11 protein-coding genes and 2 pseudogenes are annotated in these 11,472 nt (G+C 70.7%); 5 read left to right on the top strand and 8 right to left on the bottom strand.

The genetic code is table 11. The features are described 5' to 3' along the window. From ACGFSA_RS24280 to ACGFSA_RS24260, 5 genes and pseudogenes are all read right to left on the bottom strand, one after another. Nucleotides 1–617: pseudogene (locus ACGFSA_RS24280) on the bottom strand (hypothetical protein); the annotation flags it as partial. 344 nt (nucleotides 618–961) lie between these two features. Beyond that, entirely contained in the window at nucleotides 962–1,450 is a 489-nt protein-coding gene (locus ACGFSA_RS24275; protein ID WP_393307501.1) for a hypothetical protein, read from the bottom strand. A gap of 685 nt (nucleotides 1,451–2,135) precedes the next feature. Next, the gene (locus tag ACGFSA_RS24270; protein WP_393307499.1) at nucleotides 2,136–2,405 is read right to left on the bottom strand and encodes a hypothetical protein; all 270 of its coding nucleotides are present in this window, start codon (nucleotides 2,403–2,405) and stop codon (nucleotides 2,136–2,138) included. Beyond that, nucleotides 2,402–2,809 (bottom strand): hypothetical protein, encoded by a 408-nt coding sequence (locus ACGFSA_RS24265; protein ID WP_393307497.1) that lies wholly within the window; start codon nucleotides 2,807–2,809, stop codon nucleotides 2,402–2,404. The genes ACGFSA_RS24270 and ACGFSA_RS24265 overlap by 4 nt, the downstream gene beginning before the upstream one ends. Before the next feature lie 179 nt (nucleotides 2,810–2,988). Next, on the bottom strand, nucleotides 2,989–3,618 hold the full coding sequence (locus tag ACGFSA_RS24260; RefSeq protein WP_393307495.1) for a helix-turn-helix domain-containing protein: 630 nt from the start codon (nucleotides 3,616–3,618) through the stop codon (nucleotides 2,989–2,991). Between the two features lie 145 nt (nucleotides 3,619–3,763). On the opposite strand from ACGFSA_RS24260, the gene ACGFSA_RS24255 reads away from it, so the two are divergent. The 3 genes from ACGFSA_RS24255 (at nucleotide 3,764) to ACGFSA_RS24245 (ending at nucleotide 6,283) form a co-directional block, all read left to right on the top strand. Next, nucleotides 3,764–4,750 (top strand): alpha/beta fold hydrolase, encoded by a 987-nt coding sequence (locus ACGFSA_RS24255; protein ID WP_393307493.1) that lies wholly within the window; start codon nucleotides 3,764–3,766, stop codon nucleotides 4,748–4,750. A 456-nt stretch (nucleotides 4,751–5,206) separates the two neighbouring features. Then, complete coding sequence (locus ACGFSA_RS24250; RefSeq protein WP_393307491.1) at nucleotides 5,207–5,854, top strand: helix-turn-helix domain-containing protein; 648 nt, start codon at nucleotides 5,207–5,209, stop codon at nucleotides 5,852–5,854. 24 nt (nucleotides 5,855–5,878) lie between these two features. After that, a complete protein-coding gene (locus ACGFSA_RS24245; RefSeq protein ID WP_393307489.1) occupies nucleotides 5,879–6,283 on the top strand; it encodes a transposase in 405 nt (134 codons plus the stop codon). Between the two features lie 106 nt (nucleotides 6,284–6,389). Here ACGFSA_RS24245 and ACGFSA_RS24240 read toward each other — a convergent pair whose 3' ends face one another. The 3 genes from ACGFSA_RS24240 to ACGFSA_RS24230 form a co-directional block, all read right to left on the bottom strand. Next, nucleotides 6,390–8,522 (bottom strand): BTAD domain-containing putative transcriptional regulator, encoded by a 2,133-nt coding sequence (locus tag ACGFSA_RS24240; RefSeq protein ID WP_393307487.1) that lies wholly within the window; start codon nucleotides 8,520–8,522, stop codon nucleotides 6,390–6,392. A gap of 197 nt (nucleotides 8,523–8,719) precedes the next feature. Then, on the bottom strand, nucleotides 8,720–9,232 hold the full coding sequence (locus ACGFSA_RS24235; protein WP_393307485.1) for a hypothetical protein: 513 nt from the start codon (nucleotides 9,230–9,232) through the stop codon (nucleotides 8,720–8,722). 453 nt (nucleotides 9,233–9,685) lie between these two features. Beyond that, nucleotides 9,686–10,333 carry a DUF3558 family protein gene (locus ACGFSA_RS24230; protein ID WP_393307484.1) on the bottom strand — a complete coding sequence of 216 codons (648 nt, stop codon included), beginning with the start codon at nucleotides 10,331–10,333 and terminating at the stop codon, nucleotides 9,686–9,688. 272 nt (nucleotides 10,334–10,605) lie between these two features. Between ACGFSA_RS24230 and ACGFSA_RS24225 the strand changes: the two genes are divergently transcribed. Together ACGFSA_RS24225 and ACGFSA_RS24220 are read left to right on the top strand one after the other, a co-directional pair. After that, nucleotides 10,606–10,812, top strand: a complete 207-nt coding sequence (locus tag ACGFSA_RS24225) for a hypothetical protein (protein ID WP_393307482.1) — start codon at nucleotides 10,606–10,608, stop codon at nucleotides 10,810–10,812. An 18-nt stretch (nucleotides 10,813–10,830) separates the two neighbouring features. Beyond that, nucleotides 10,831–11,337, top strand: a pseudogene (locus ACGFSA_RS24220) (transposase); the annotation flags it as partial. Nucleotides 11,338–11,472 lie beyond the last annotated feature (135 nt).

The raw sequence follows: 11,472 nt of genomic DNA, 5'->3' as shown, positions 1-11,472 counted from the left end.
ACCGACAGGGCGTAGTCGAAGCCGAGCCGGCGAGCACTGCGGCGCAGTTCGCGCCCGCCGTAGACCTCGTCGCCGGCGAACCAGCGTGCACGCAGCCCCGCCCGCTGCGCCGGGGTGAGCGTCTGCCACCTCCAGGTGGCCCGTATCCGGAGTTCGGGGTGCTCGCGGCCGGCCATGGAGCGGTAGAAGGACAGCGGGATCTGCTGGGACGATTCGAGCTCCCCGATGATCTCGTTCTCGGTGAGCTTGCCGTCCTCGCCCCCGTCCTGGGCGGTCAGGAGGGTGACGAGGATGTCGTCCGGAAGCGGTCGGACCCATCGGGGACGGGGATAAGGGCTGCTGGCGAGCCGGGCACGGACGAGTCCCGACGGGTCCGTTGCCAAGGGGGCGAGTCGTGCGGGGTCGACGTAGCGGTTGCCGGCGAGCGCGCCGCGGATCCGCCAGGCCGGGTAGCGGAGGGCTGCGTCGACGACGGCGTCGGGCAGGTCGCGGCCCTTACACATCAGCAGGCCGACCTCACCAGCCGCTTGATCCAGCAGGCGTATCAGTACGTCGGAGGGCGCCGCCGGATTGAAGGCGATGCCGCGCAGCCACGGTTCATGGCGAGAGTCGGACACCGCGTCATCCTGCCACCCCGTCCCTTGCCCGTCGTGCATACGATGACCGCCCGCGACACACAGCCAGGGGAACGCACAACATCAATGCCGAGTCAAGCAACCGGGCGTTGCTGAAACTCGGCTACATCGTCTGCCTTGTCCACGGGGTGTTCTTGCCCTTGGGTGACAAACGCTCTCGCTCCTGACCAACAAAGCCAGACCGGCCACCGGATCCGCTCCCGGGCCATACCGGTTACTTGGCAGGCGGTAGTGGGCTTAGCTGTCTGCCCGGAGTGCGGGGAGTCGCCTGGCCCACAGCCACCACCTGCGGTGGGGAGTGCGGCCTGCCCGTCTGACCTATGGAATCACTGCGGTAGGCGAGCCTCGGCCGCCTGGCGGAAGACTCCCCCACATGTGGGTGCCCGTTCGGCGAGGACGAGCAGTGCATGGCGCAGTTCCGTGCTCAGTTGGGTGAGTCGACGGCCGTGCTGACCGCCCCGGTGGACGTGCAGGCGAAAGACGTTGACGGCGTGTTCGTCACGGTCGTCGGCGAAGGTTTTCGGGAGCCCGGCGAGCAGTTCGTAGTCGTGCTTGCCGGTCGCCGCGTCAGCCACGGTCTTGAGTGACAGATCATCTAATTCTGCGGCGGTTAGTGAGGAGTCGACTGCGACAGCATGGGTCGCCAGAGCGGCGAAGGTCTCGATCAGTCGCTCGCCTGCCTGCGAGTCAATGTCCCAGGCCCGCAGGTTCTCGTGGCGACGGGCCTGCCGCCATGACTCCTGATCTACCAACGGCAGCAGGACACGACCCAGATGAGCGCAACGACGCCACAGCATGTCGTTGTCGGGGAGCACGGCCGATCCTTTCGGTGGGAGGGGGAAGGCCTGGCACCGAGGACGAGTACAACGGCCCCAGGCCCCCAATGTCCCACTAGGTGCAGGGAACGTACAGAACGTTGCTGTATACGGTGCCGCTACCGACAGAGCCGCCCGCACTCACGAGGGTCCCGTACGTATTGGTGCGGTAGGCGCGGTTCGTGTCACCGGTGTGATGCACGCAGGTTGCTGCTGAGGTCGACGACCGTAGCGGGGGCGCGCATAGGGTCTGCCTTGAAGTGCCCGTCGTGTACCACTGGCTTGAAGTGTTGCTGTAGTACTCGAGGTCTACCTCGCTGGTACAGGCCGCGGTTGCACCTGAGCACGTCTTGATGCCTCCGGTGCCCGTCATCCGGGAGCCGCTGTAGTTGGGCGTCGACGCGTAGTAGTCGCAGCTCGCGTCTTGCGCAGTGTGTTCCCCCGCGGACACTGTCATCTCCGGCGGTCCCGGATTCGGTGGCGGGTCCGCCAACGCTGTCTGTGTGCTGGCGGCGACCAGCGCTACAGAAACGGCAAACATACTCGCAATGGGTCTTAATCGTATGAAACGGTCTCCCTTTTGTTGAGCCACCCAACTGCCCATCAGTCGGACGGTTTTGAGTAGTCCAGACCGTAGATGTGGAACACGGTGTACAGCAGTGGCGTACCAGCCAATATGTGGTGATCAGTCCCGACGCGGCGGCCAGATGTGTGGACCGGAGCACTGCCCGCAGGCGGCGCAGCCGGCGCACTCCATGCAGAACTGCTGCGGGACGCGCGGGCAGTCGCAGATCGGGTTGTAGTCGGGGTCGTCGTCGCCGGGGTAGAGCGTCTCGCCGAAGAGCGGCTCGGTCCAGGCGATGACCTGGCCGTCGGCGAGCAGGTCCTCGTAGTGGTGGCCGACCGCGCTGTGCTCGCTCCAGGTGGCCACCACGACCTCGTCCGTCGCGCTCACGCCGTGCCGCCTTTCACTGCGGCCGCGTTGCCGAGCCACGCGGCGAGCGCGTTCGTGGCGGCCTGGTCGGCCTGGTCGGCCTGGGCGAGGCGGCCGACGAACTCGAGGTCGCCGTCGGCATCCGGGGCGCCGGTGCGGGCGAGGGCGGCGAGCAGCTGCACGATGCGCTGCCACTCCGCGAGCTCCGCTTCACGGCGGCCGCCGTCGTCGAATGCGGATTCGTCGCGGCGGCTCAGGTGCGCGTCGAGTTCGGCCCGTTCGAGGCCCGCCGCTGCTTCGGTGTGCGTCATGCCCCGCGCGCGCCGCCGCACCGCGGACCGGCCGACCTTCGCGTAGTCGATGGACGCGCGAGGGGCGCGGGCGTCGGGGACACGGCGTGGACGCCACCCGTCGGACGTGTTCATCAGGACTCGCTTTCACATAGGAATCGGAAATCGCGGCCCGCCGTGGATTGCACTTCGGCGAGCTGGTCACTGAGCCGAAGCACGCTAGTTGTCACCGATAGAGCCGGATGACGTGGCGAACGAGACCGAACGAAGCAGCGTGGTTGTCACCAACGAGGCGCGCGGCTTGTCACAACTGCTCATTCAGCAGCCTTTCTGTCACCAGTCCCGCGACCAGCGGCTGGAGGGGTGCGCGGCCGTAGACGTTCTCCCTGAGGCCCGAACAAGATCAGATACTCGACCGGTCCGGCGGACCCGGCGTTCGCGACTCCGTGGGGGATGCGGGTGTCGAACTCGGCGACGTCCCCGGCAGTCAGGACGAGGTCTTGGTCACCGAGTGCGAGCCACAGCCGCCCGTACAGGACGCACAGCCACTCGTAGCCCTCGTGGGACACCTGCCGGGGCCGCCCGGGCGGCCCCTCGACGGCAGGCAGGACATGCTTGTGGGCGTGCAGGCCGCCGACGTACCGGGTCAGCGGCAACACCGCCTTGTCGTCGCCGAAGCTGTGCGGCGCCGTGCTGCGGGGCTCGGCCGCAAGGGCGGGTGCGGTGCCGACCAGCTCGTCCAGGGAGATTCCGTATTCCTTCGCCAGCTGTAGCACCACCTCCAGGGTGGGCTTGCGCCGGCCGGTCTCGATCCGCGACAGCGTACTGGGCGAGATGCCGGTCGCGCAGCAGACATCGGCGAGTGTGACGCCACGGCGCTCGCGCACGACCCGCAGCCGGGGCCCCATCGCCGCCAGCGTCTGGGCCACGTCGTCCCCTGCCACCGTCCCTGTTCCTTCCCGCCGTGCCGCTTCACCACCCTGTCCTGCAAGCTTGCCAGAATGGCAACGCTGATCGCGCCGAGTGGCCGCCGCGCCGCATGATCGATGGGTACCCGCCGGCCGCCCGCGAACCGAGGAGAAGTCCCCCATGCAATCCGAGCCGACCGCCGCACTCCGCCACCGCATTGTCGAAGCCCCTGCCGGGCGCCTGCACCTGGCCGAGCAGGGCACCGGCCCGCTGATCCTGCTCGTGCACGGCTTCCCCGAGTCCTGGTACTCCTGGCGCCGCCAACTCCCGGCCCTCGCCGCGGCCGGGTACCGGGCAGTGGCGATCGACGTACGCGGCTATGGCCGCTCCTCCAAGCCCGCCGCGACCGACGCCTACCGAATGCTCGACCTGGTGGAGGACAATGTCGCCATCGTGCGCGCCCTCGGCGAGGAAAGCGCGGTGGTCGTCGGCCACGACTGGGGCTCCAACATCGCCGCCGCCTCTGCCCTGCTCCACCCCGGGGTCTTCGGCGCGGTCGGCTTGCTGAGCGTCCCGTACGCGCCGCCCGGCGGCCCCCGCCCCACCGACGTCTTCGGCCAGATCGGCGGCCCCGAGCAGGAGTTCTACGTCTCCTACTTCCAGGAGCCCGGCCGCGCCGAGGCCGAGATCGAGCCCGATGTCCGGGGCTGGCTCGCGGGCTTCTACGCGGCCCTGTCCGCCGATACCATGCCAGCCGAGGGCGAGCCCGACCCGCACTTCGTCGCCCTGGGCCTTCAGATGCGCGACCGTTTCCCCGCCGGTCCGCTCCCGGCCTGGTTGAGCGAGGAGGACCTCGACGTCTACGCCGGGGAGTTCGAACGTACCGGCCTGACCGGCGCCCTCAACCGCTACCGCAACATGGACCGCGACTGGGAAGACCTCGCCCCCCACCGCGGAGCCCCGATCAAACAGCCCGCCTTGTTCATCGGCGGCGCACTGGACGCCTCCACCACCTGGATGGCCGACGCCATCGACGCCTACCCCACCACCCTCCCCGCCCTGTCCGCCTCCCACCTCCTGGACGGCTGCGGCCACTGGATCCAGCAGGAACGCCCCGAGGAGGTCAACCGTCTGCTGACCGACTGGCTCGCCACCCTCCAGGGCTGAACCAGGCGCACTACCTGGGCAGCTTGACGGCGCGTTTCGGGTGGGCCGCGCCGAGGTAGCGCATGGCGGTCTGCTCGGTGATGCCGAACAGCCGCATCAGCCTGAGCGGGCCGACGCTTTCGGCCGCTTCTTGAGGCTTCGGTCTTGTCTCAGGCCGCTCAACGTGAGCCCGCGGAGAAGGGCTCCGCTCAGGGTGCCGATGCTGACGGCCGGGTGATCGGGGCGACTGCGGTCTTCTGACTGACCAGGAAGTGGAGTAGAGATTCCACACGGGGATCAAGGGCGCACGGCACCCTCATCGGCCTGCTGAGTGCGGTGCTCAGTAGGGTCGGGGACTGGCGCGGTGGCCTGTGAGGCTCCGTTTCCACCCTGTCCCGCGTGAAAACTCCGGTTAGGGGCGTTGAGCTGCAGGGTTTCCCTGCGGGGTGGCTGCTGGTTCGGGCATGATCGATGGTCATGCGGTGGTCGTGGATCTACGTGCTGGCACGCCGGTCGCTGGAGCTGGCAGGCCTGCGGCTGCTGGGCAATGCGGCGAAGGACGTCGAACTGTTGGTGTTGCGGCACCAGCTTGCGGTGCTGGAACGCCAGGTCGGTCGGCCGAGGCTGGAGCCGGGCGACCGGGTCATGCCGGCCGCGTTGTCGCGGCTGCTGCCCAGGGAGCGGTGGAGCAGCTTCTTCGTCACCCCGGCAACACTGCTGCGGTGGCACCGTGAGCTGATCGCGGACGCGTGGACCTACCCCCATAAGCGGGCCGGCCGACCACCGATACCCGAAGAGACGCGGGAGTTGATCCTGCGCCTCGCTCGCGAGAATCCCCTGTGGGGCCATCGGCGCGTGCAGGGGGAGCTGGCTCGGTTGGGTATCGCCGTCTCGGCCGCCACGGTCCGGGCGGTCATGCGCCAGGGCAAGGTTCCGCCCGCGCCCCAGCGGGCGCGCGACAGCTGGGCATCCTTCCTGCGAGCCCAGGCATCGGGCCTGTTGGCCTGCGACTTCTTCCACGTGGACACTGCCTTCTGTCGGCGTCTGTACGTGCTGTTCGTCATGGAGGCCGAGACACGCCGGGTGCACATCCTCGGTGTCACTGCCCACCCGAACCGGGACTGAGTGACCCAACAGGGCAGGAACTTGATGCTGACGCTGGGGGACCGTGTCGACCGATTCCGGTTTTTCCTGCGGGACCGGGACGGGAAGTTCTCCGATGCCTTCGACGCCGTCCTCGCCGGCGCGGGCGTGGAGGTCCTGCTCTCCCCGCCAAGATCGCCGAAGGCGAACGCCTTCGCGGAACGCTGGGTCGGCACCATCCGCCGAGAGTGCACCGACCGGATTCTTATCCTCAACGAACGGCACCTACGCGCCGTCCTGGACACCTACACCAACCACTACAACCGGCACCGACCCCACCAATCCCTCCAGCAACAACCTCCCCAGGCCGTGGAGGCCGATCAGCCAGCCGCAGTGATCCCGTTCAACACCCCCGTCCGCCGGACCCAACTACTCGGTGGCCTTATCAACGAGTATGAGCACGCAGCCTGACCCGCCCAGATAAACGTCCTGGTCAACGGCCCGAACCGGGGTATTCGCGCGGGACAGGCCGGGCGCGGGGGCAAACCGTACGCCCGCGGGCTTCCCGCCCGGGCCGTCACGCCGCGGGGAAGGGGACGGGGCGGACATCGATCTCGTGCATGCGCTTGGCGTAGTCGCGGTAGCGGCGGCGGGCTTCGCCGTGCCGGCCCGCCGCGGAGAGTGCGGCGACCAGTCCGAGGTGGGCCGACTCGTCGTAGCCGTCCTCGCCGATCAGGCGCAGGTACCAGCCGGCTGCCGCGTCGCAGCGGTCCAGCCGCAGGCAGCGCCGGGCGAGGGTACGGACGACGTCGCGGTGCAGCTCGGCGAAGGCCGCGCGCGGGCGTTCGCTCCACTCTCCGGTGAGCTCGCCGTCGTCGCCGAAGTCGCCGGTGTACATGCCGACGACCACTTCCAGGCGCGCCACCACCTCGACGCCGACCGCCGTGTCCCGGCTGCCCTCGACCGCGGCGTCCGCCGCGATGGCCGCACGGGCCGCGTCGTGGAACCGGACCGTGTCGAGGGCGACGTGCTCCGTGTTGAGCCGCACGCTGGAGGGGTCGGTGACCAGAAAGCGGTTGGCCGGATGCCGCCGCGCCGGGTCGAGGACCGCCCGCACCGTCGAAATCAGCACCGACAGGCGGCGGTTGGCCACCTCCGGAGGCGTCTGCGGCCACAACAGGGCGGCGAGCGCGGTCCGGGTGACCGGCCTTCCCAGCTGACCCGCCAGCACCTTGACGAGCTCACGGGCCTTCCGCGACTGCCATCCGGCCGGGGGCACGGGCGTTCCGGAGAGCAGTACCGCCAAGTGGCCCAGGGCCTGCACGGCAACCTCGGGGACCGGCGGCGGACCGATCGCCGCCAGCGGCCCGGCGAAGTGCCAGACGTCGTCGCACACCCCGAGCCGGTGCAGCCGCTGCCAAGCGACGTCCTCGGACAGCCGGTCACCCGCGTGGCGCGCCCGCAGCAGCGCGTTGGTGGCCAGTGCCACCTCGTTGCCCGTGTCGGCCCAGACCGCGGCCGCCTCCACCAGCTGCCCGGCGGCACGGCGTGCGCTAGGGCGCCCCGGCACCGCGGCCGAATCACCCCGGTATGCGGCGAGCGCGGCGAGTTCCATCGCCTCGGCCAGCCCGGCCGGGTCGCGGCGGCGGCCGGCCTCCGAGCGGACGTCTGCGGCGTACCGGGCGGCCGAGGCGGTGTCTCCGCTGCACAGTGCGACCCAGCCCGCGGCCAGTTCGCCGGTGACCGGCCCGGCGGCGCTCGGAAGCGTGAGGGACAGCTCAGCGTACCGCGCCGCCTCGGCCGGATCGTCGGCGTAGCAGGTGCGCGCCAGTCCCGCCCATGCCTGCGCCACGACCTGGGCGTTGCCGTCCGGCTCGGCCAGCGCCACGGCCTCACGGTAGGCCGCCGTCGCCTGCCAGGCGGAGCCCCGGGTCAGGTGCACCCGGGCGATCATCAGCAGTCCGAACGCGGCCAGTGGTGAGCCCTCCCGCTGCCACAGGGTGAGCGCGCGGTCGGCGTCGGCGCGGGCGGCGTTGAGATCGCTGAGCCCCAGCCAGGCCTCGGCGCGGTTGTGCAGCGCCAGTGCGAGCAGCGTCTGCTGGGGGGCGCCCTCACCGAGGCGGATCGCCTCGGTGAGGGCGTCGACCGCCTCGCGCAGACTCCCCTCCTCGACCAGGCGGGAGCCGACGTTGGAGCGGATCCGCAGCTGCAGGCCTGTGTCCCGGGCCCGTTCGGCCGCCGCGAAGGCCCTGGCGTAGGCGTGTTCGTTGGCGGCGCGGTCGCCCTCGCTGAAGGAGGCCAGCGCCTGGGCGAGGTAGGCCGCCGCCAGCGCAGCGTCGTCGCGGCTCTGCTCGGCAGCCCGCACCGCCTCGTCGGCGAGGCTCCGCGCCCGCGTCCGGTCACCACGGGCCCAGCGTGCTGTCGACCGGCCGGCCAGCAGCTGGGCCTGGTCCGCACCGGTGTCCCCGGCATCGGCGGCCGCGCGTTCGTACAGCGACTCGGCGCCGTCGAACTCGCCCCGCTGGTGGAGTACGCGGCCGAGCCGCCAGGCCAGTTCGGCAGGCAGCGGCGCGTCCGCCGGGAGCGTCGCGACATGCCGCAGCGCCTCGTTGTACTTCCCCTGTCGCAGGGCCGACTCCGCCAGTCGCGCGACGGTGTCGGGGGCGCGCACCCGGTCAGCGCCCGCGGCCCCTCCCGCGCTGGTGGTCACCGCGTCAGGATACTCATGGCGAAGAGGGACGGGTCGGGTGGTTTCGGCAAGTCCGGGACTCACTCCCGGCGGGGTTCCCAGCGCGTTCCCGGCGGGGTTCCTGGCGTGGGTCCCGGCGGGCTCGGAGATCCGAACCTCGCCGAGGTTCTCCAGAGCGTCGATCCGGTACTTGCCGGTGGAACGGGTGCGCACCAGGGTCAAATCCGGGTGGCCACCCTTCGGGCCAGCTCTTCCAGTGGTTCGCGGTTCTCCGCCGGGTCGTTGAGGCGCACCAGGCGGATCGACATCCACCGGTCGGACTTGCGGAGGAAGACCGCCTCGTCTTCGGCGTACGCCTCGTCGCCGACACCGGCCAGCGGCCTGAGCGTGTGTCCGAGGTCGCGTTCGATGTCGAGGTACTTCTTCGCACCGTCCCCGACGAAGATCTCCACCTGGGCCGTCGGCCCAGTGACGGGACCGGTGTAGGTGCAGGTCTCCCGTACCGGTGTGGCGGGGTCGAGCGCTGTACCGGCCAGCTTCTCGGCCTCCTGCTTGGTCACCAGGGCGCAGGGGTCGACGGCCGCCCCCTTCGGCGACGGCGCCTCGGACGTGTCGGCCGGGCCGGAGCCCTCGTGCACACGCCCGGGTGCGCCACCGCATGCCGCCGTGGTGGTCAGGAGGAGCGCGATCGTGAGCGCTGCGACCCGCCTCCCCGGGCGCGGCGCGCTCACGGCCCACCCCAGCAGAGAGCCGCGACCCCCGTGACACAGCCGACAGCAGCCGGATGATTCTCATGCCGTGATCCGTTCGCCATGGCCGACGCGCGCGGCGCCGCGCCCCCGCGGACCATCATCAACTAGCGTGTTCGCGCCCTGTTCAGGAATCCTTCGGGCCACCGGTCGTTCCATCGCCTCTCGTGGTCGCCGCGGTTGTCGGGCAGCGGCGACAGACGGCCTCGTGGAGTGCTCCGCCACCGCCTCGTCGCGCACGCGCACGCGGGCGTGACAGGGTTCCGGCACGGCCGGACGAGGTGGGTCCCGGGAACGGGCCGCGCGGCACGACAGCACTTCCGCCCGTGCCCGGCCCCCTCCTCTGCACCGGGCACCCGCTACCGCCGGCACGTGCCCCGCCGACCGCGTGCCGTGCTCGTGGAATGCGGCCCGGCGCGGGCCCGGCTGCCGGTGTCAGATGCGGGCAGCCACCGTCCGGGCGAGTTCGTTCAGCCGCCCGGCGTTGTCCGCCCTGTCCGCCACCACGGTCATCGCGACCCAGGTGCCCGACTTCCGGAAGAGCACGGCGAAGGTCCCGTGATCGGAGGCGTCGTAGGAGTAGGCCTCCTCGCCCACTCCGGAGAGCGGCTTCTTGTGGGCTCCCGCGAGCATGTCGTCGGCGAAGGCCTTGGCTTCGTCGCCCTGTACGGTCGAGGAGATCAGCACCCCTTCGTGCGAGTACTCGCAGCCCGTGGTGTTGAACTCGCTCGGCTTGGCCGTGACGGACACTCCTCCCAACTGCTGGACCTCCTGGACGGAGATGAGCCCGCAGGGGTCGGCCGGCGGCTTCTTCGCCGGGGATCCGCCGCTGTCGCCCGTACGGTCCGTGGCATCCGACCGCGGCCGGTCGGCGACCGAGGGAGCCCCGTCGCCGGAGCCGCCGCACCCGGCCGCGGCAAGCATCACGAGCAGCGTCGCGGTCAGCAGCGGCGCATGCCGCGAGCATCTTCGGGACATCATCAGCCAGACCTCCTTGTCACCACCGCCGCCGCCCCGGCGCCGTGCGGGGGCGGCGGCTCCGGCCTCGCACCGTCCGGACCGGTCCACCGTCCTGATCAGCATGGACGCATGTGTTCGTGCCCGGTTAGGGAATTCTTCAGGTGACCGGAGACGCCGCTCGCCGCCGACTCGGCGAGCGCAGCCCGCGCACCCGGTACGGAACTGGTGACGGACGGCCCGGCAGGCGAGTGGCCACGCGGGCCGCTGCGACCGCGGCCCGGAAGGGCAGGCAGCGCAGCGACTCTGCTGCCCAATTCATTGCGGGGGTGAGGGCGGGTTCGCGATGATCGTTCCTGGGGTCGCTTTTCCGTCGTGCGGCCGTGGAGGCGGTACGGATGTCGATGCGGCCGGTGGGACTGCCGGAGATCCCGGAGCAGACCGTGGTGGTGGCGCGGGCGGCGTTCCCCGAGGGGAGTTTGGCGATGCGGGTGCGGGACCACCTCGCGGAGGTCTTCGTCGATGAGCCGTTCGCCGAGGCGTTCGGGGTGCGCGGGGCGCCGGGCCTGTCGCCTGGGGTGTTGTCGCTGGTGACGGTGTTGTAGTTCGCCGAGGACCTCACCGATCGGCAGGCCGCGGCGATGGCGGTGCGGGCCATCGACTGGAAGTACGCGCTCGGGGCGGAGCTCACCGACACCGGCTTCGATGCCAGTGTGCTCAGTAAGTTCAGGGCCCGGCTCGCGGACAACGGCATGGAGCGGGTGGTCTTCGACCGGCTCCTTGAGCACTGCAAGGACGCCGGTCTGGTGGCGGCCGGGGGCAAGCAGCGCACCGACTCCACCCATGTGATCAGCGCGGTGCGGGACTTGAACCGCTTGGAGCTGGCCGGCGAGAGCGTGCGCGCTGCTCTGGAGGCCCTCGCGGTTGCGGCCCCCCTCTGGCTGGCAGGGCAGATCGACGTGACGGAGTTCGCCGAGCGGTACGGGCCGCGGGTCGACGGCTGGCGCATGCCGCCCTCGCAAACGAAACGCGACGAACCACCCGCCCAACTCCTGCACGCCCGCTGCCGACGACGGCTCATCGCCGCCACCGGCAACGGGACCGCACTTCTGCCTGCCAGTGAGCCATAGGGCCTGCTTGAGCCGTGTGCGGGGCCAACCCGCCCGCACGGTTCTTAGGGGGCGGCGGCGCGGCAACGCGCCGCCGCTACCCGACAGGCTCTCGACATCACCGGAATCCGCCGGGCTCGCTACCGCGGCCTGCCG

Source organism: Streptomyces sp. NPDC048496 (assembly GCF_043200055.1).
Lineage (GTDB): Bacteria > Actinomycetota > Actinomycetes > Streptomycetales > Streptomycetaceae > Streptomyces.
Note: the sequence above shows the minus strand (reverse complement) of the source record. Positions and strands in the feature narration are given on the sequence as shown.